This window comes from Paenibacillus donghaensis, assembly GCF_002192415.1.
Taxonomy (GTDB): domain Bacteria; phylum Bacillota; class Bacilli; order Paenibacillales; family Paenibacillaceae; genus Paenibacillus_AQ; species Paenibacillus_AQ donghaensis.
This window is the reverse complement of sequence record NZ_CP021780.1, coordinates 4,860,448-4,881,016: the sequence shown is the minus strand read 5'-3', so window position 1 is coordinate 4,881,016 and position 20,569 is coordinate 4,860,448. Positions and strand designations below refer to the sequence as shown.

Genomic DNA, 20,569 nt, shown 5'->3' with positions numbered 1-20,569 from the left:
AGGGTTACGTAAATGACCAATAAAAAAACGGCGCATATCATCTCGCATACACACTGGGATCGTGAGTGGTACATGCCTTATGAATATCATCATCTGTTGTTAATCGAACTGATGGACAAGCTACTGGATACACTCGATCAAGACCCCGAATACCGTTATTTTCACTTGGATGGACAGACGATTATTCGGGAGGATTATCTGCAGGTCCGGCCGGAGCAGAGAGAGCGGCTGGACCATTATATCCGTGAAGGCCGCATCCATTTCGGTCCGTGGTATGTGCTGCAGGATGAGTTCCTTACCAGCGGTGAAGCCAATCTCCGCAACCTGTTAATCGGACAAATGGATGCCAAGCCTTTCGGGATCATCTCCAAAACAGGTTATTTCCCGGATTCCTTCGGCAATATGGGCCAGGCGCCGCAAATTCTGCAGCAGGCGGGAATTACGAATGCTATCTTCGGGCGTGGGGTGAAGCCGACGGGGTTCAATAATACAGTCAGTGAAATGGATACCTATGAGTCGCCGTATTCCGAGATGATCTGGCGTTCCCCAGATGGATCGGAAGTGCTTGGGGTGCTCTTTGCCAACTGGTATTGCAACGGGATGGAGGTTCCTGCAGACCCGGAAGCTGCAAAGGCTTATTGGGATAAGAATCTCGCTGACGCTGAGAAATTTGCTTCAACATCGCACCTGCTATTTATGAACGGGTGTGACCATCAGCCTATCCAAACCGACTTGTCCCAGGCGATTCAGACGGCTTCCGGTCTCTATCCCGACGTTGAGTTCGTACATTCGAATTTCGACCAATACCTGAAGGCGCTGGAAGACAATCTTCCCGCGAATCTGGTGACTATTGAAGGCGAATTGCGCAGCCAGCACACAGATGGTTGGGGGACGCTGGTCAATACGGCATCTTCCCGGGTGTACTTGAAGCAGATGAATCAGGCCGGCCAGACATTGCTGGAGAAGGTTGCGGAGCCGCTGGCTGCGTTTGCTGAGCTGGCAGGATTGCAGGCCTATCCGCATCATCTTCTGACTTATGCGTGGAAGACGCTGATGCAGAATCATCCGCATGACAGCATCTGCGGCTGCAGCGTGGATGAAGTGCACCGTGAAATGGTGACCCGTTTCGCCAAGAGCAGCCAGATGGCGGAAGCGATAGCAGCGCAGAGTGTGGCAGCATTGGCGGAAGCCATTGATGTTGTTGGGGTAGAGGCATGGGGCCCAGAATCTGTACCGTTTACAGTGTTCAATACAAGCGGCTGGTCGAGAAGTGGAACCGTTACAGTGGAACTGATCACGGCGAAGAAATATTTCCCCGAGGGTCCTACTCCGCAGTCACTGGCAAGAGAATTGGGACAGGCGCCGCTAGGCGCCCTGCAGGTTATGGACGAAGAGGGCAAGGTATACTCGGCCAAGCTGGAGGATCTCGGTGTCCATTTCGGATATGAGCTTCCCAAGGACCGCTTCCGGCAGCCTTATATGGCCCGGAAAGTTCGGGTTACGTTCCCTGCAACGGATGTTGCCGCCCTTGGCTACCGCACGTATGCCTTGGTTGCCAACGCGCCGGATGCGGCAGAGGCCGGGCTTGATACTGTCCAAGTGCAGGGCAACACCATGGAGAATGCCAAGCTGAGCGTTACTGTTGCTGACAACGGCACGGTTACGGTCACAGACAAGGTGTCAGGTGCAGTATATGTGGGACTTAACGCTTACGAGAATACCGGGGATATTGGCAATGAGTATGTATACCGTCAGCCGGAAGGCAGCGATGCGCTGACTACCGAAGGCTTGCAGGCTGAGATTTCATTGATTGAGCAATCCCCATCCCGCGTGGTGATCGAGACGGTTCTGCAATGGGAGGTTCCGGCCAGTGCAGATGAAACCTTCCTCGAAGAGAAACGTGAAATGGTTCCCTTCACAGAACGCAGAGCCAAACGTTCGGCGCAGATGGTTCCGCTTGTATTAACAACACGTTATACACTGGAAGCCGGCAGTGGAATGCTGCAGGTTAGAACCAGCTTCAATAATCATGCCAAAGACCAAAGGCTAAGAGCGTTGTTCCCTACCGGCCTTGCTGCCGATCATCATTATGCCGATTCCATCTTCGAGGTGGCCAGACGCAGCAACAAACCTGCGGCAGAGTGGGTGAACCCAAGCAATGCTCAGCATCAGCAGGTATTCGTCAGTGTTGCTGACGGAGTGAATGGACTTGCCATTGCCAATAAAGGTTTGAACGAATATGAGGTACTGCTGGATGGAAAGAACACTATAGCGGTTACGCTGCTGCGCTCCTCCTCTGAATTGGGAGACTGGGGTGTGTTCGAAACGCCGGAGGCACAATGCTTAGGCGCACAGACGGTGGAATATGCGATCATTCCTTATACAGGTGATGGTGCTGTATCCGGTGCATATGCGCAGGCATACCAGTATCAGATTCCATGGACAGTCGTCCAGACCCAAGGCCCGGCAGCGCGGATCGCAGCGGTAAACGGCAGGCAGCATGCGGGTGGAGTGACATTGCCGGTATCCGGACAGTGGTTAAGCTGGAATTCTGACGCTTCACCGCTAGCCTTTTCGACATTGAAGTTCGCAGAGGAGACGGGAGATCTTGTTGCACGCTGGTACAATCTGGGTGCAGAGCCGGCAGAGCTTAAGGTTCAACCCTCTTTTGAAGTTGAAGCTGTATATGAAAGTGATGTTCTGGAACGCCGTGTCTCCAAACTTGGCACAGATGAACAGCAGGCAGAAGGGCACAAAATAATTACACAGGTCTACCAGTTGGAGAAGTAAGAGTTGGGGACTAGTGATATAAAATGAAGTGTTATATAAGATGAACTTAAGAATGGAGTAGTGGAGTTGCCAGAAATCCTGAACCATAGGGCTTCCTGGCAACTCCGTATGTAACATTCTTAAGTTCACGTTCTATAACGATAAAAACTGCAAGCTCATTCATTATGGGCTGCAGTTTTTGTTGTTTTTTAATATAAAAATTTATATGTTGGACATCATGAATCCTTAGTGCATATGCACAATAATATTCATTGGAATATCAATTGTTAAATATCAGCGATACAAATATAATGAAAACGTATTCAATACGGAGTGTATTAAAAAAGTTTTCCTCAGGAGGATTTGAGATGACAGCAGCAATGGATATTAGCTGGTTTGGCGCTTTAGCCGGCCTAGCGCTGGCAATTGTGTTGATTTTGTTTAAGCTGGCACCAACTTATGCATTGATTCTAGGGGCAATTGTAGGAGGCTTTATGGGTGGGGCGGATTTCTCGGAGGTAATCAAAATCCTGATTTCCGGAACACAAAGTGTTCAAGGGACCGTTATTCGCATTATCGCTGCAGGTGTTTTTGCCGGGGTGATGATGGAATCCGGATCAGCCGGAACCATTGCGAAGGTTATTGTTGATAAACTCGGTGGAACGAAAGCCATGCTGTCGCTTGCATTGGCAACCATGATTATCACAGCGGTAGGTGTGTTCATTCCTGTAGCGGTATTGATTGTTGCACCGATCGCGTTGTCTGTCGGCCACAAGATGGGTTATTCTAAGATTGCCTTGCTTGTAGCGCTATCCGGCGGTGGGAAGGCGGGTAACATTATTTCGCCTAACCCGAATACGATCGCAGCAGCAGGTGGCTTCAACCTTGATGTTAACCAGGTAATGCTTGGCGGATTAGTTCCCGCTCTTTTCGGATTAGCTGTTGCGGTTATCATTGCTTCATTAATGAAGTATAAAGGCACTAAAGTAACGGATGCTGAAGCCGCTGAATTGGAGCAAGCCAGCGCCCAGAACCTCCCGCCTATATCCAAAGCTCTAGTAGCCCCAGTCATCGCTATAGTTCTTCTGATGATTAGCCCGATTGGTTCGATGCTAGGTATTGATTTCCTTGCAGCCCTGCAAATTGACTCCTTGTTTATCCTGCCATTTGCAGGTATAGTAGGCTCCTTGGTGCTGGGTAAGGCCAATAAAATATTGGACTATTGCACAGCCGGGTTAAACCGAATGACACCAACGATTCTGATTATTATTGGCGCAGGTGCCATCGGTGGATTGATTACAGCCTCAACCCTTCCTACAGAAGTTGTTGCTCTTGTACAATCCTCGGGAATTTCCGGAATGTTCCTTGCACCAATAGCAGGGATATTAATGGCAGCAGCAACAGCCTCCACTTCAACGGGTGTCATTTTGGCTACGGGTTCATTCTCCAATGCGATATTAAATACAGGTGTGGTCCCTCTATCGGCTGCAGTTATGACTCATACGGGTGCTACGGTAATAGACCACTTGCCACATGGAACCTACTTCCACGTTACACGTAATGCGATGGCTATGAGTATGAAGGATCGAATGAAGGTTGTCCTGTTTGAGAGTATGGTCGGTATTACGATGACTGTAGCCGCAGTAGTCCTATACGGATTTATCTTATAGAAGGTAAGGAGAATAATTTATGGGAAAAATATTCATGTTGGCGCCTGACTCGTTTAAAGAGAGCATGACGGCAAAAGAAGTATGCGAAGCCATGGAAATCGGCATCAAAAGAGCCATTCCAGACGCGGTGTGCATTCATGTGCCTATGGCTGACGGCGGTGAAGGCACGGTCCAGTCCTTGGTAGATGCAACCGGAGGTACTTTGATCCAAAAGGAAGTGACCGGACCTCTGGGTACACCGGTTCAAGCCCTTTATGGCATTTTGGGAGACGGCAAAACAGCTGTGATTGAAATGGCATCAGCCAGTGGAATTCATCACGTTACGAAGGAAACAAAAAATCCTTTAATTACGACTACCCTTGGAACTGGGGAATTGATTAAGGATTGTATCCAGCGGGGGATTACGGACATCATTCTAGGTATCGGTGGAAGCGCTACGAATGATGGAGGTACTGGAATGGCTACAGCACTGGGGTATAAATTCCTGGATAAACACGGGAAAGAGCTGCAGCTTGGCGGCGGATACCTGAGTGAATTGGATCAGATCAATACTACGGATGTGCTTCCGCAATTAAAAAATATTCATATCCTGGTAGCATCGGATGTAACCAATCCACTCTGCGGAGAACGGGGCGCATCTGTTGTGTTTGGTCCGCAAAAGGGTGCTACCCCTGAAATGGTTAAATTATTGGATAACAATTTAAGGCACTATAGTAACATTGTAAAACAACAGCTGGGAATCGAAATTGTGGACGTGCCCGGTGCAGGTGGTGCAGGTGGCCTTGGGGGTGGACTAATCGCTTTCACCAACTCTACAATGAAAAAGGGAATTGAAATTGTTATCGAATATACAGGGTTAAAAGAGAAACTTCAACATGTGGATTATTGCTTTACAGGAGAAGGGGGCATTGATTTTCAGACGAAATTCGGTAAAGCGCCATTCGGGGTTGCCCAGGCAGCTAAAAGTGTTAACAGCAACATAAAAGTGATTGCCTTGGCAGGATCTATAGGTAAAGAGGTGGAGACCTTGTACGATGAAGGATTTGATGCCATCTTTGGCATTGTTCCCGGAGCAGCTGAGATTGACAGCTTATTGGCGCGGGGCAAGGAGAATGTTGCCCGTACCTCTGAAAGTATTGCTCGACTGTTGAAATAAACCTCAAAGAGGATGTCCCCATCATAGGGAGCATCCTCTTTATTTAATCCGATTGATCAGCATGAAAATCAGCTCCACGAGCTCTAAAATGTTTTTGGGATCTTTGCCTGTAACCTTGGTAATCTTGTTTAATCTGTAGTTCAGAGTATTCCTGTGAATCATAAGTCTGCCCGCGGTCTCGTTGGCGTTTAAGTTGCAGTTGAGATAAACCTGAAGCGTTTGGATCAATTCATCATTCTTTTCAAGTAGATGGGCCAGCCGGTCTGCCTTGGTATCATTTCTGTGCAGCTTCGACAAATCAGCGATAAACTCACATTTGGAATAGAAGATGGTTTTCTCATTGAAATAAACACCTCTCAATACACGCAAAGCTGATTTTGCTTGTACAAGCCCGTCTGAAATTGTATCGTTCATATTGCTTATGGAAATGAAAGCATCCGGATGCTGATTTCTAATTTGCTGCTCGAAGATCTCCATCTTATCCGTTTCCTGAACGACGATGCACAGCGAATTTTTGGACATTTTGAAGGATGCCAAGCTTGTAGTGATATCTTCAGCAATCTCATCAGGAGATTCAACATATATGATTTGCGAGGGTTTAGTTAAGTGTATGTTATAGGTCAATGCCTGATTTATTAAATCTTTTGTATAGAGGGTGTCCGAATTTATAATTAAGCTCCAAAACTCCTGTTTTAAGTTGTTTTTCAGATTCTCCTTTTCCAATATCATGCTCTGGTCGATTAGCAAAATAACTGCTGACTTTACAAGGTTCCCGAAGGGTCTTGTTTCCTGTACTTCACCGCTGATGCCTACCACTCCGACAATCTTTCCATTCAATTCGATCGGTAAGTTAATACCCTTCTTTACCATCGCCTCATCGTTGTTAATTTCTACGATTTTCTTCTGTTTGATGGCTTTCACCGCACCATGATGCAGTGTGCCAATCCTCTCTTGATTTCCGCTCCCGATGATAATCCCTGTCTGATCCATAATATTAATATTATATGGAATATCCTTCATCATTCTGTTCACAATGCTCTGTGCCTGGTGATGTGTCAACTCATACATAGCGGTATCTCCTTCATAATCACTTACCCATTGAAGCCGTTACTACTAGTTTATCATCATTTGTTACGAACATAACAACTACTACTATGCACCCAAAATATCAATAAATTTTTGGGCAGCTGTGGATAGGGGCATTCCTTTTTTAGTTGTGATCCCCAAACTTCTTGGTGGGATATTCTCCGTGACCTTTAACTCATATAACAGCTTGCTTTGTAATTCTTCTTGAACATAGTCTTTCATAGTGCAAGCAATTCCTAATCCTTGGATAGCGAATTCAACCATCAAATCCATATTGCTAAGCTCGATTTGCGGTTCAACACCGATTCCGTGAGATCGGAAATATTCATCCATGTATTCTCTGGTGCTCCCGCCTTGTTGCAGCAGGATCAGCGGATAATTTTCTGTGAGTTTTTTAAGGGAAATAGGTTCCTCACAAAGATGTTTATATGTTGCACCTGCAACAAAACAGTCCTTCATTTGTAGGGTTTTGATGATATTAAAATGACTTTCATCCTGATTGTGGAGATTGAAGATACCGATATCAATTTCACCTACGTTTAATTGTCTCGCAATTTCATGACTTGACTCATCTTTGATATACAATTTGATGTTTGGATAATCCTGATGATACTTACTAATATATTGTAATAAATCGTATTTACATACCGCGCTGCACACAGATATCCGTAATTGTCCTGCATGCATCTGTTTCAGTTCGGAAAACTTCCGTTCGGCTGTCTGCATTAGACTGTAACCCTGCTCGATATATTGAAACATCAATTCTCCCTCAACGGTGAGAGAGACCCCTTTTGGATTCCTGTAGAATAACTGACCACCCAGTTTTTCCTCTAATTGCTTTAACGCCTGACTTATTGCGGGTTGAGAGGTACATAATTCCTTCGCAGCCTTAGAAATACTTCCCGATGTAGCGATCGTAACAAAAATTTTATAAAGCTCCAGGTTAATAGACATATAAGAATTCAATATACCCTCCATCCAAAATCAGTATTTTACTGATATCTATCTGCTCAATATAATGAAGTGAAAGAGTAGAGTCAATGAAATCGAATTTACATACTGGAGTGGAGGGTCATCATTGGACATCACTGATTTTCAAGAATGGGTAAAACAGTACTATCAAGACAGAGGTTGGTCGGATTTGGATATTTTCATTCGCATTGGCTTTTTAGCCGAAGAAACGGGAGAGGTGGCGAGAGCCATACGGGCACTGGAGATCGGTAGAGACCGGCCTGATGAGAGCAGGGGAACCTTTGAAGACAATAAAAAGCAATTAACGGAAGAGCTTGGGGATGTGCTTGGCAATCTGATTGTGATCGCAAACAAATATGACATTTCCTTGGAAGAGATATTCCATTCCCATAAGACCAAGCTGGCTCAAAGGTATTTATAAATAAATCTTTGGTATTCATAAGGCAGAGGAGAGTACATTTAACAGATGTACTTTTCTTTTTTGTCCATATATAACACCTCCTCTTGCACCCTAACATACAAAAGATAAGAACCCAAGGATTATTTGGATAACGAAATCCAACGTATATTTTGATTGAAGAGCAAGTCAGACTCTATAACGTAGTTTTATCTGGAAAGGCGCTTATCTTATTGGCAAGCTCATCTTTGCCAGTTAATACCTCGACCAGAATGCCTGCCCCCAGACGAAAACCGTTGGTGAAGGATGATGTTAATTCCATCCCATGTGTCTGTCCATACAAGTCCAGCAGCGCTTCAAGCTCGTCAAATTCCTCTTCGGAATGCTTTTTTCTCCATGCCTCTATAGCTTCTGATGTTTTCCGGCTTAACAGACGGTATTGCGGGTCACCGGATGTAACATTTTGGTCAGGGCACAGATTGCCATGATATAACTGTTCTAAAAGCGTCCCCATTATCTCCATCCTCTCTCTTCTGGATTTCAGGTATTATTTCTAGTTAGATTCATTATCCAGCTATCTGTAGTATGAAATCCACGGAGTATACTCTACAAGAAGGTATTTATCTTTCAAGGGAGAAGACAATGCCCCCAACTAATTCATGAGTACGCCCCATCATCCGGAATCGATTGGATGAAGGGGCGGAGTTTTGACGTTTCAACCGCTAATTTTTAGGTTGAGCCTTAATATTAGTTTAATAAATGAATAATACCAGCTATAGCAAATGAAATAATGCCAGCTAACGCAGACCAATTAGCCACTTTTCTCTTCATTTTACGGTCTTCTTTTTGTTCCGAGTAGAAATTTCCTCTCTGCTGGTAACCAGTTGTAAACCCACCGATGAAAATGCCAGAAATCAAAATAAAAGCTAGACCAAAGTAAATAAAAAATTGCATTTTCTATTTCTCCTTTCTATACATTTAGATAATTTCAAGACAAATCGCCTACATACTTAATTACAGTCATTAACATTTATCTAGCTGAATTAACCACAATATTGGTTACTACTTAGGACCCCATAGTAAAGAAGCATCAAATGTTGATCGCCACATCAGTCCAATCATGAAATTAGTTGCGAATCTGCATCTAATTCACGGATTTTTCCTGTTTTGAAGCAAATAAGTGCCATAATGCACTTAATTTCCGATTCTGAGCGCTGAACAAGCCATTTTCTCGAAAATAGTTGCAGATTCGCACTTATTTACCTACTAACAGCCGTTTGCGTTGAAATTAAGTGCGTTTTCGCATCTAATTACTCGGAAGACCCCAGGGCAGACTCTAAATCCTGGCTGGAACCTAAGTAGTAACAATTAATTGAACTATTTCAGATTGAGCTAGGAGTTACCCCCCATCTCCCCCGATACCGCCCCGGTGTTTTACCAACAATTCGTTTAAAAACTGAACTGAAAGTCTTGGTGTCTTGATAGCCAACCTGCTCAGCGATGAGCTGAATCGAAAACTGCGGATGCTGAATAAGCAGCTCGCAGCTTTTTTGGATTCGGGTGTTCTGCAGGAAGTGGTGGAAGGTCTGGCCGGTATGCTTGTGGAACAGGCGTTGCAGGTGGCGTTCGCTCCAGTCAAAGGTGAGGGAAAGCAGGGCCAGTGTGATGTCGTCGGCATAATGCTGATGGATGTAGTGCAGAATCTGGAGGAACTGGGCTGGCTTGTTCAGCGGAAGCTGGACTTCATCATTTCTTAAGCGGTAAATGGTGACTAGCAGCTGAAGCAGCAGGGTCAGCAAATAGGTATTGGAGCCGCTCTGCGGGAGGCTGTATTCTCTGTGGAGCGCCAGAAATATATTTTCGATAGAGCTGTTAAGATCGTTGATGCAATAGAAGGGGATACGTTGTTCCCGCAATTGGTTGAGATGACTGGATAACGGCGGGTCCAAAATCACAGGGGAGAGGCCATCCAGCAGCTGTGGTGTAAATACACAGTTGTAGACCACCAAGGGTTCCTTCAGCGGATCGGACGAGGACGGACGAAAGACATGCGAGACTCCTACGGGAATGAAATACAGCTGCCCTTTATAAGCCGCCTGGACTTCGTCCTCCATGTAGTGGAAGCCTTTGCCTTCAACCACAAATGCAAATTCAATAAAATCATGAGAATGGAGACCCAGCTGATAACTTTCCGTTACCCGGTTGATATAGAGGAACAGATTATCTGTGAAAAAGTATTCGCCGCTCAGGGTGTCGGTGGAAGGTTTCATAAGCACTCCTTTTCTATCTCACAAAAGGTCCTTTTTACGGATGTGAAATGTCCTGATTACAGGTCATCGGCTGATTCTAATTTCATATAATTATAGAAGAAAGCGCTCGATAATTATAGGGTTAAATCTACCGGAGACAGGATGGGATATGGAATGTTAACTGTACAACAACTGTGCACAGAATATAAGGAAAATCCGCTGGGATTGGGTGTTCTCCATCCAAGAATCAGCTGGCAGCTTCATTCGGATCAAAGAGATGTGATGCAGCAGGCGTATGAGATTCAGGTGTCTACGGAACCCGGATTCCTAAGTCTGCTATGGACGTCGGGTAAAGTAGACTCGGATCAATCCAATCATGTGGAATTGAAGAAGCTTAGGGTGCAATCGAGGCAACGTTATTATGTTCGCGTTAAGGTATGGGACACACAGAACCGTGTCTCGGAATGGTCGGACGCTGCTTTTTGGGAAATGGGGCTATTGGAGGTCAAGGATTGGAGTGCCGAATGGATTAGCGCCCCGCTCTCGGAGCTGGACATCGATGCCGAACAGTGTCCGCTGCTACGCCGGAACTTTAAGGTAGACAGACCGCTCGCGAGAGCCAGAATCTATGTGACCAGTCTGGGACTATATGAGCTTGAATTGAATGGCTCCAGGGTGGGCGACAGCGTCCTGACTCCGGGCTGGACCAGTTACGACCATCGTTTGCAGGTGCAGACCTATGATGTCACGGAGCTGGTGGCGGTTGGGGATAATGCCGTGGGCTCCTGGTTAGGGAATGGCTGGTTCAAAGGGAATTTGGGCTGGGATCAGCGGAAGCATATTTATGGCAATCGCACAGCCTTGCTCTTGCAGCTTCATCTTACCTATGAAGATGGGAAAGAGGAGATCATGGTTACGGATCAGCACTGGAAGGCAGCCAAAGGGCCTATTCTCATGTCTGAACTGTATCATGGCGAGACCTATGATGCCCGTTTGGAATTGTCCGGCTATAGTAAGGCCGAATATGACGACCACACCTGGGTCAGTGCCGAGAGGATCTCTCACAGCAAAGATATCCTGATCGCGCAGGAGAATGTTCCTGTCCGACGTATAGAGCAAATTAAAGCACAACGTTTATTTGCAACACCGGCGGGGGAGACAGTGATCGACTTTGGGCAGAACATGGTCGGATGGGTTCATTCTAGGGTGGAAGGGGAGCAAGGGCGTGAAGTGAAGCTGCTCCATGCCGAAGTGCTGGATGCCGAGGGGAATTTCTATACGGACAATCTGAGAAACGCCAAGCAGACGGTGACTTATATTCTAAAAGGCGGGGGGCGGGAAAGCTTTGAGCCGAGATTTACTTTCCAAGGCTTTCGTTATGTGCAGCTGATTGGGTTCCCCGGGAACGTGTCGCTGGAAGACTTCACAGGTGTTGTGCTTCACTCGGATATGGAGCAGACTGGCTCCTTTACCTGTTCAGATCCGCTGATTAACCAATTGCAGCACAATATTTTATGGGGGCAAAAAGGTAACTTTGTCGATGTTCCTACGGACTGTCCGCAGCGGGATGAGCGGCTTGGTTGGACAGGGGATGCCCAGATGTTCATCCGCACCTCTGCGTATCTGATGAATGTGGCGCCTTTTTTTACCAAATGGCTAAAGGATCTGTCTGCCGATCAACTCGATCATGGCGGTGTGCCGTTTGTGATTCCAAATGTGCTGGAGGAGAACCAGCATTCTTCCGCAGCCTGGGGAGACGCGGCCGTGATTTGCCCTTGGGTGATTTATCAATGTTATGGAGACACACGTATTCTGGAGCAGCAGTATCCAAGCATGCAGAACTGGGTGGAGTATATCCGCAAGCAGGGGGATAATGAATTACTGTGGAATACGGGCTTTCATTTCGGGGACTGGCTTGGCCTCGATTCGAAACCTGACAGCTATATTGGAGCTACGGATCGGGATTTGATCGCGACTGCTTTTTACGCCTATTCGGTGATGCTGCTGCGGAAGACGGCAGAGGTGCTTGGACACACCGGGGATGCGGCGCGGTACTCGGAGCTGCACAGGCAGATCAAACAAGCTTTTAACGAAGAGTTTGTAACCCCTTTAGGACGCTTATCCGTTCCCACGCAAACCGCTTGCGTGCTGGCCTTAATGTTCGATTTGGTGGAGGAACCGGCCCGTACACGCACCGTTGCCAAACTTCTGGAACTGCTGGAGGAGAGTGAATACCATCTGACGACAGGGTTCGTAGGTACGCCTTACCTGAATCTGGTCTTAAGCCAAGCCGGGCATCATGACGCGGCATACAAGCTGCTGCTGCAAACCGATTACCCATCCTGGCTCTACCAGGTGACCAAGGGAGCCACGACGATTTGGGAGCATTGGGACGGCATCAAGGAGGACGGAAGCTTCTGGAGCAAGAATATGAACTCTTTTAACCATTATGCTTATGGCGCAGTTGGCGATTGGTTGTACCGTTATGTGGCCGGGATTGAGCTGGATGAAGAGTTCCCAGGGTATAAGAAGTTTCGGATTGAACCCCATCCGGGTGGAGGGCTGACCTCAGCCAAGGGGGAACTGGAATCCAGGTATGGAAGGATTATTTCGGAGTGGAAGCTGAATTCTGAGCAGATGGAAGTGCTGGTTTCTATTCCTCCCAACTCGTCTGCTACTGTCTATCTGCCGCAAGCCACGCTCACGGATGTTCTTGAAAGTGGCTTGCCACTGGAGCAGAGTATTGGTGTTCATTCCTTGGAACAATTGGAGAATGCAGTGAAGGTAGGGTTAGGCTCTGGGGATTATGTATTTAGATATTCATAGAAGAGCGGGGAAGCATACTGGCCCATTTACTCCGGTTTGTTTTGACGACTCTCTGCTTTTGGGAATGCCAGCAAGGTTCACTCTCCGTTCATATGTTTGTGATAAGCTCTCCATTGAAAGCCGAGAGTTCGTTATCAAAAATATACTGAATGCTGGAGGGTTATCATGTCATCGTTTATTAGGAAAATAGCTTGCGCAATAACTTTACTGGCGTTACTGGTCGCTACGGTGGGGTCGAGTTTGTTAGGAACTCTGACGCCCGCATCGGCAGCGTCTCCCTCTTCTATATCGCCAGCCGCTAAACCGGAGGGAACAGCGGCGGGTTTGAACGATACCGTTCAGCTAACAGCATTCATTGATGGTATTATGAAAGGGCATATGGATACTTTTAAAATTCCAGGTGCGGTTATCTCGATCGTCAAGGATGGGGAGGTCCAGCTCGCCAAGGGTTATGGACACTCCAATGTTGAAGAAGGCACGCCAGTCGACCCCGAGACCAGCCTATTTCGGATCGCTTCGACCACGAAGTTGTTTACTTGGACGGCAGTAATGCAATTGGTTGAGCAGGGTAAGCTCGATCTCGATGCTGACATCAACACTTATTTAAAAACGGTGAAAATACCAAAAACCTATCCACAGCCGATTACTATGCGTCATCTCATGACCCATACCGCCGGGTTCGAAGAGGGCGGTGTCGGCTATCAAATTACCACGGATCCTAAGAAGCTGCCGGGTTCGATTTCTGAAACTCTTGCCAAGCATATGCCGGCGCGGGTTAGGCCTCCAGGCGAGATGATGGCTTATTCCAACTACGGCGCTTCGTTGGCAGGACTAATCGTCGAGGAAGTTAGCGGAATTGCGTATAATGACTTTATACAGCAAAACATCTTCGATCCGCTCGAAATGAAATATGCCACGGTTCAGGAGCCTGTTCCGGCGTCGTTAGAGCCCTACGCAGTGCTCGGATACGCCAGGGAGAACGGCCAATTCGCAACCAGGCCGCCTACCTTCGAAGGAGGATTCCGCCCCGCAGGATCAGGATCCGTCTCAGCGAAGGATATGGCTCATTTCATGATTGCCCATCTTCAGGATGGACGTTATGGAGATAGACAAATTCTTGAACCGAAAACTGCCCAATTAATGCATTCGCCAGCTTTCGTATTTAACAAGCTTTTACCGGCAATGGACCTTGGCTTTTACGAGCTGAACATGAACGGACTGCGCGTTATTACCCATGGAGGCTCCGACGAGCTATTCAATACGGGGCTTTATCTTGTACCCGACAAACAAATCGGCATTTTCGTTTCCTATAGCGGCGGTGATGGCGGAACAGCAGCAGCAGGGCTGACGCAGGCCTTTTTCGATCGTTACTTTCCTCTGCAGGAGGTCAAACTATCTCCTCCGCCCGCCGTTATTGGGGATTCCTTGCAAAAATACGCGGGTTCTTATCAATTCACGCGCCGTAACCACAGCGATATAGATAAGTTTTTCAACTTTCTGGTCAAGATTAACATTACTATTTCCGATAATCAACTATCTGTTGGAAGCGGAGCGGATCAGCAAGTATACGCTCCAATCGGCCCTGATGTATTCCGCGAAGTCGGAGGCACGAATCAGATGGCCTTCCGCACCGATGCATCGGGAAAGGTCACTTATCTGTTTCTTGATGAGCTTAGTCCGATGCCGCTTGAACCCACGCCTCTGATAGATCAAACCGGGTTCTGGTTTCCCTTGCTTGGCATCTCGGCATTTCTATTTGTCACCGTATTGACTGGATTCGCTTATCGTAGACGTGATATCAAAGCCATGCCCCAAGCGCAGAAGTGGGCAGCTCGGCTGTCGGCGGCTACCGCCGCTTGGGCGCTAATAACGGCGGTCGCGACGTTCGTCGTGGTGTTGAACATGGGTCTGATTGATCGGCTTAGCCGCGTTACGCAATCGTTAAATCTCTATCTGTTCATGCCCATCATACTTGTGGGATTGACCGTGGCGATAATGGCGGTATCCGTAATGGTATGGAAAAACAAATATTGGAGCGTGCTGAAACGCGTGTATTATACCCTCGTGGCGCTATCGGCAGTGGTGATGAGTTTATTCTTTTATCACTGGAATCTATTGGGATGGCAATTTGGTTGAAGCAACAATCCGCCCATTCGGGAGGAACGCGATAGAGATTGGAGGAGTGTATTCTCATGGCCAAAATCCTTATTGCGGATGACGATGCGCTCATTCGCGAGCTGATTACCTTATTTTTGCGGAAAGAAGGATTCGAGATATTGGAGGCAAGAGATGGTGCGGAAGCGCTGGCGATTGTGGAGAATTCTCGCGTGGATTTGGTTATCCTCGACATCATGATGCCCCAATTAGACGGCTGGGAGTTGTGCAGGGAGATCAGGCGTTTAGATTCGAATATCCCGCTCTTGATGGTCACAGCCAAGGGAGAATCGGGGCATAAGGTGAAGGGATTTCAGCTTGGAACGGACGATTATGTAACGAAGCCATTCGATCCGCTGGAGCTTGTGATGAGAGTGAAAGCGTTGCTGAAACGTTATATGATTGTCTCTTCACAGACCATACAACTGGGCGGTATCGTATTGAATCGACGTGGCTTTCAAGTGATTCGCGGAGAGGAGACGCTTAATCTTCCGTTGAAGGAGTTCGAGCTGCTGTTCAGGCTAGCCAGCCAGCCGGGGCAGATCCATACCCGGGAACAGCTGATCTCGCATATTTGGGGGGAAAGCTACGAAGGCGATGACCGAACCGTCGATGTTCACATTAAGCGGCTAAGAGAAAAGTTCGCCGGCGATGCACGGCATTTCCAAATTGAAACGGCCCGTAGTCTGGGGTACCGGTTAGTAATTACATGATCAAAACCTTATACGTCCGTATCATCTGCACATTTCTGGCCATCATTATCTTTAGCCTGCTGTCCTCATTCTTCATTGGGTACTTTCTGTTCAAGAAGGAAATAAACCATACAGGACAGAACGACATGCTTGCGGCAGGAGAGGATATGATACGTCTCTATGAACAAACCAGACCCGTTGATCGGGATGCATTCATAACACGTATGGTAAATATATCCTCCTATCCGGTTCATATGTATGACGCTTCCGGCCATGTGATAATCTATGGCTTACAAAATATGAATAACGTCAGCATACCACCGGAAGCGGTTCGGCAAGTACTGCGGGGACAATATTATCGTTCTCCCGGTGGGGCAGAACAAATGTTCATCGGTCTTCCCTTTCCATTCGAAGGGGAGCCGCATGCCATGTTTTTGCAATTTTCCCCGGAGAACGAAAATGTCCTTAATCGGATGATGCTGCTCATATTGCTGCTTGGCCTGTTGATTGGAAGCCTATGTATACTCATCGCGACCCGGTATTTGGTGAAACCCATCCAAGCCTTGACACAAGCGACCAAACGACTTGCAAAGGGCGATTTCAACGTAGAGATACACACGAAACGCGCGGATGAAATGGGGGCCTTGACTCAGAGCTTTAACGAAATGTCGAGTGAACTTAAACAATTGGAGCAGATGAGACAGGATTTCGTATCCAACATCTCTCACGAAATTCAAACCCCGCTAACGTCTATTTCCGGTTTTGCTCTGGCCATGAAAAACAGCAGCCTGGTAGCGGAGAACGACCGGGATTATTATCTGGATATCATTATCGCGGAGAGTGGACGACTATCCAGGCTTAGTGATAATTTGCTGAAGCTCGCTTCTCTGGATTCGGAGCATCATCCATTTGAAGCGATTACGTATAACCTCAACGAGCAAATCAGGCAAATCGTCGTTACTTGCGAACCCCAATGGTCGGCCAAGGGCATTCGCATCGATTTAGAATGGGCTGATTCAGTCAAAATCACGGCAGATCGAGACCAGCTTAATCAAGTATGGATGAATTTACTCGGCAACGGCATCAAGTTTACCCCCGTGGGCGGGCATATCGAAATACGAATTACCCATTCGGTGAATGAAATTGTCGTCGCGATAACCGATTCGGGGATCGGAATAGCGCCGGAGCAGCTCGATTATGTTTTCGAGCGGTTTTACAAAACAGACCTGTCGCGCAACCGCAATATTGGCGGTAATGGCCTAGGACTTGCCATCGCTAAGAAAATTGTGACTCTTCATCAGGGAAGCATCGAAATGAAAAGTCAGGTAGGCCAAGGTACGACTGTGGTTGTTCATTTGCCTGTTCGCTAAGGGCAATTAAATATCCCGCTTATCTTAACGTGCCCACCGTGATCTTACAACGATATGACGCGTTTATTTATCTGGATCAAACGAAGGTATTGCTGCCGCTAAGTGTGGAGACCGTTCAGGTGTAGTTCACGGGATAAAATACAAAGCTCCTCCTCATACTAGGGTGAGACGATGGAGGTGAATATCATGCCTAAAAACAGCGCCGACCCCAAAATGGACCGTGCAGATAATCGTGCGGACAAAAAAAATAATCAACAGAACAAAGCCCATTTCACTGAGGAACCCCAGACTTTAACGAACAGTAAATTGGCCGATTATGTCCCGAGTTTGAATGGAGTTACCAAAAATGAAACAACCTGAATAGAAGATAGGCTGCTCTTGGCGTCACTTCTGACGACAAGCAGCCTTTCTTAAAAAGACCAATGATGGATGAATGTGAATGGCATTATCGATGCCCACATCTTCTGCTCATTGGTTTTTTTATGCCATGCCTGGCAGGGGGCAGTTTTTTGTTTTACAGTTGACTTTACCCTTAGGGGAAGGTGCATAGTGGAATTGAACAGAGGAGGTGACCCCTTGCTATCGATTGGAGAGTTCTCAAAGATATGCGGAGTATCTACCAAAACGCTTCGGTATTATGCTGAAATCGGATTAATTCATCCGGATCAGATCAATCCTGAGAACGGTTATAGGTATTATTCGATCAGGCAACTTCAGAAGATGCTAATGATCAACCGGTTGAAAGCTTATTACTTCTCACTGGAAGAAATTAAAGACATGCTGGAATGGGAAGAGGATCAATCCGAAGAGAAGCTGTGCGCTGCGCTGAATCGTAAACGAAAGGAGATACAGGATAAGCTAAATGCTCTGGAGTACACTCTGAACCAACTGAGTATAGATATTGTGAATGTGAAGAAAGGGATCCCGATGATGTCATACCTTGACAAGATAGAGGTGCAGCTTGTTGAAACCCGGTCCATGAATATCCTCTATACCCGTCAGATGCTCTGCAGTGATGATTATACGCTGGGCTATGGAAGGTATATAAGCGGGTTATACGAAAAGATTGCTGCCGATAAGCTGACCTTGCGGGGTAAGCCAATCACGATTTATCACAGCCCCGAATACAATCCTGCCGGTAATGATACAGAGTTTGCTCTCCCGGTAGAAGAGATTGTACGAGGAACAAGAGATTTGCCTGGCGGCCTGTGTGCGAAATCTGTGGCAAAAGGTCCTTATTCCGAATTGAGCTCGGTATATGCCAAGCTGAGGGAATGGGTAGAGCAGGAAGGTTATGAGTTGGTGGACTCCCCCTATGAAATATATATCACCGACCCCAATCAAGCCGCCGCTGCTGAGGATATGGTTACCGAGGTGTATTTTCCTGTAAAGAAAAGGAGAGATTTATCATGCGAAGAAACTACTGGCCAACTGTAGAATGGCAAGCGGCAGCTCCGGCAACCATGAGAATGGACGCGGAGAAGCTTGCAGAGCTTGACCCTCTGATCCAATCCGAGTACAGCAATATAAACGGAATTGTGGTGGTGAAAGCAGGATATATTGCTTATGAACAATATTATAATGGCTACGGCCCGGATGATACGCACCATGTGGCTTCTGTAACGAAAAGTATCATATCTGCCCTGATCGGTATCGCCATTGATGCGGGATATATTACAAATGTTGAGCAGAAGGTGCTGGACTTCTTCCCTGAATATGTTCCCGATGCTGCGGACAGGCAGAAACGGGACATTACCATACGCCATCTCCTCACAATGACCGCACCCTATCCCTTTGAGGACTGGCATGAACCGCTGGACAAGCTGTGTACCCAACCGGACTGGGTGCAATATACGCTGGATATGCTGGGCCAACAAGGAACGATTGGAGCATTCAAGTATTCTACTGCAGGAGCACATCTGTTGTCAGCCATCCTCACGCGCAGCACCGGCAGAAGTGCCCGTGAGTTTGCCAACGAACATTTATTTCAACCGATAGGCATGAAAGAAATCCCGGATGATGAGATGCAATCCTTTGGATTCGAGGATTTATTCGGGGTCCATGTGAAAGGGTGGGTACATGACCCCGGCGGCAACTCCACAGGGGGATGGGGGCTTACGCTAAGTCCCCGGGATATGGCCCGTTTTGGTTTTCTGTATCTGAACCATGGCCTGTGGGATAATAAACAGATGATTTCGGGGAGCTGGATTGACGCTTCAACAACAATGAACCCCAATACATACGGTTATCTATGGTGGTTACGTGAGGAGGACGGAGTTTCCGCATACCAAGCCCTGGGCGATGGCGGCAATGTTATTTGCTGCATTCCGGAGCAAGACCTCGTCATTGCTATTGCATCAGAGTTCGTCCCCAATCCTCGGGATAGGTGGACATTGATTAAGGAACTGATTAGCGCATACCCATGAATATTCTGAAGGAAGTTTACCCAAGCCCAAGAGATTAGTTGATAACTAAATCTAAAAGATATATAGTATATTTAGAAAAGATTAAAGTTAGGGTGTTTAAACATGGCGTATTCAACAGCGTTATCGCATGGAATCTCAATATTACTGTATGTCCATGGAATCACTGAGGAGAACTGCTGTAACTACTTATCGACCAAAGTGATCTCTGAACAATTAAATATTCCTGTGCCGACCACGGTTAAAGTGATCCGTAATCTTAACAATGCCGGGCTTACCGTCGCCAAAGAAGGCGCCAAGGGAGGCATACTTCTGGCCAAGCCATTAGCTGAGATTAGCTTGCTGGATGTTTTTTTAGCAGTGGAGCCTGGAAGAACATTGTTCAAGCTTCATACAGAGGTAGCTGTACAGGGAATGAAAGTGGACGCAGTGATACACAAGGTAAGTGACAGGCTGCAGGCAGCGGAAACAGCGATGCAGGATTATTTGAGGCAGGTACAGCTAACGGATTTGTTGGAGTAGAGAAAGGCAAATCCGCTTTTTTTTGTAATAAACTAGATATATTATATATTTAGAATATTAAGTATTTGCGTGAAGGGGAGAGAAATATTATGGATAGGATTATTCAAAGCTTAGAAGCGAGTAACGGAATCAAAATCCCGCAATTAGGCTTCGGTGTCTATAAGCTAAAGAAAGCAGAAGAATTTGAAGTGGCGATCCATGAGGCACCCTACGGGTTATATAGTGAATCCATTGTACAATCGGTTAATGAAGATATTTATGTGAGTCAATTCTCTGAATAGTA

General features: G+C 46.8%; 18 protein-coding genes. 13 read left to right on the top strand and 5 right to left on the bottom strand.

What is annotated here, in order from left to right; all coding sequences use genetic code 11:
• Positions 1-12 precede the first annotated feature (12 nt).
• The 3 genes from B9T62_RS22395 to B9T62_RS22385 all read left to right on the top strand — a co-directional run bounded on the left by B9T62_RS22395 (position 13) and on the right by B9T62_RS22385 (position 5,595).
• Complete coding sequence (locus tag B9T62_RS22395; protein WP_087917328.1) at positions 13-2,790, top strand: alpha-mannosidase; 2,778 nt, start codon at positions 13-15, stop codon at positions 2,788-2,790.
• Between the two features lie 347 nt (positions 2,791-3,137).
• Positions 3,138-4,439, top strand: a complete 1,302-nt coding sequence (locus B9T62_RS22390; protein ID WP_087917327.1) for a GntP family permease — start codon at positions 3,138-3,140, stop codon at positions 4,437-4,439.
• A 19-nt stretch (positions 4,440-4,458) separates the two neighbouring features.
• Entirely contained in the window at positions 4,459-5,595 is a 1,137-nt protein-coding gene (locus B9T62_RS22385) for a glycerate kinase family protein (protein WP_087917326.1), read from the top strand.
• A 39-nt stretch (positions 5,596-5,634) separates the two neighbouring features.
• On the opposite strand, the gene B9T62_RS22380 is transcribed toward B9T62_RS22385, so the two are convergent.
• Both B9T62_RS22380 and B9T62_RS22375 read right to left on the bottom strand, forming a co-directional pair.
• Positions 5,635-6,663, bottom strand: a complete 1,029-nt coding sequence (locus B9T62_RS22380) for a CdaR family transcriptional regulator (protein ID WP_087917325.1) — start codon at positions 6,661-6,663, stop codon at positions 5,635-5,637.
• Between the two features lie 84 nt (positions 6,664-6,747).
• Complete coding sequence (locus B9T62_RS22375; protein WP_245863985.1) at positions 6,748-7,647, bottom strand: LysR family transcriptional regulator; 900 nt, start codon at positions 7,645-7,647, stop codon at positions 6,748-6,750.
• 112 nt (positions 7,648-7,759) lie between these two features.
• On the opposite strand from B9T62_RS22375, the gene B9T62_RS22370 reads away from it, so the two are divergent.
• Entirely contained in the window at positions 7,760-8,074 is a 315-nt protein-coding gene (locus tag B9T62_RS22370; protein ID WP_087917323.1) for a MazG nucleotide pyrophosphohydrolase domain-containing protein, read from the top strand.
• A gap of 172 nt (positions 8,075-8,246) precedes the next feature.
• Here the strand turns inward: B9T62_RS22370 and B9T62_RS22365 are convergent, their stop codons facing one another.
• The 3 genes from B9T62_RS22365 to B9T62_RS22355 all read right to left on the bottom strand — a co-directional run bounded on the left by B9T62_RS22365 (position 8,247) and on the right by B9T62_RS22355 (position 10,320).
• Positions 8,247-8,564 (bottom strand): DUF6809 family protein, encoded by a 318-nt coding sequence (locus B9T62_RS22365; RefSeq protein WP_087917322.1) that lies wholly within the window; start codon positions 8,562-8,564, stop codon positions 8,247-8,249.
• 233 nt (positions 8,565-8,797) lie between these two features.
• Positions 8,798-9,004 carry a DUF5316 family protein gene (locus B9T62_RS22360; protein ID WP_087917321.1) on the bottom strand — a complete coding sequence of 69 codons (207 nt, stop codon included), beginning with the start codon at positions 9,002-9,004 and terminating at the stop codon, positions 8,798-8,800.
• A gap of 428 nt (positions 9,005-9,432) precedes the next feature.
• The gene (locus B9T62_RS22355) at positions 9,433-10,320 is read right to left on the bottom strand and encodes an AraC family transcriptional regulator (RefSeq protein ID WP_087917320.1); all 888 of its coding nucleotides are present in this window, start codon (positions 10,318-10,320) and stop codon (positions 9,433-9,435) included.
• A gap of 153 nt (positions 10,321-10,473) precedes the next feature.
• Here B9T62_RS22355 and B9T62_RS22350 point away from each other — a divergent pair, with 153 nt between their 5' ends.
• The 9 genes from B9T62_RS22350 to B9T62_RS22315 all read left to right on the top strand — a co-directional run bounded on the left by B9T62_RS22350 (position 10,474) and on the right by B9T62_RS22315 (position 20,567).
• Entirely contained in the window at positions 10,474-13,125 is a 2,652-nt protein-coding gene (locus tag B9T62_RS22350) for an alpha-L-rhamnosidase (protein ID WP_087917319.1), read from the top strand.
• Between the two features lie 165 nt (positions 13,126-13,290).
• Entirely contained in the window at positions 13,291-15,261 is a 1,971-nt protein-coding gene (locus tag B9T62_RS22345; protein ID WP_087917318.1) for a serine hydrolase domain-containing protein, read from the top strand.
• Between the two features lie 56 nt (positions 15,262-15,317).
• Entirely contained in the window at positions 15,318-15,992 is a 675-nt protein-coding gene (locus B9T62_RS22340) for a response regulator transcription factor (RefSeq protein WP_087917317.1), read from the top strand.
• Entirely contained in the window at positions 15,989-17,341 is a 1,353-nt protein-coding gene (locus B9T62_RS22335) for a HAMP domain-containing sensor histidine kinase (RefSeq protein ID WP_087917316.1), read from the top strand. The genes B9T62_RS22340 and B9T62_RS22335 overlap by 4 nt, the downstream gene beginning before the upstream one ends.
• Before the next feature lie 186 nt (positions 17,342-17,527).
• Positions 17,528-17,701, top strand: coding sequence for a hypothetical protein (locus tag B9T62_RS39370; RefSeq protein ID WP_157793966.1), 174 nt, complete (start codon positions 17,528-17,530; stop codon positions 17,699-17,701).
• Positions 17,702-17,917: 216 nt separating this feature from the next.
• Positions 17,918-18,778, top strand: a complete 861-nt coding sequence (locus B9T62_RS22330) for a MerR family transcriptional regulator (RefSeq protein WP_087917315.1) — start codon at positions 17,918-17,920, stop codon at positions 18,776-18,778.
• A complete protein-coding gene (locus tag B9T62_RS22325) occupies positions 18,751-19,767 on the top strand; it encodes a serine hydrolase domain-containing protein (RefSeq protein ID WP_087917314.1) in 1,017 nt (338 codons plus the stop codon). The genes B9T62_RS22330 and B9T62_RS22325 overlap by 28 nt, the downstream gene beginning before the upstream one ends.
• Positions 19,768-19,869: 102 nt before the next feature.
• On the top strand, positions 19,870-20,286 hold the full coding sequence (locus B9T62_RS22320) for an RrF2 family transcriptional regulator (protein ID WP_087917313.1): 417 nt from the start codon (positions 19,870-19,872) through the stop codon (positions 20,284-20,286).
• A gap of 89 nt (positions 20,287-20,375) precedes the next feature.
• Positions 20,376-20,567, top strand: a complete 192-nt coding sequence (locus tag B9T62_RS22315) for a hypothetical protein (RefSeq protein WP_087917312.1) — start codon at positions 20,376-20,378, stop codon at positions 20,565-20,567.
• Positions 20,568-20,569: the final 2 nt, after the last annotated feature.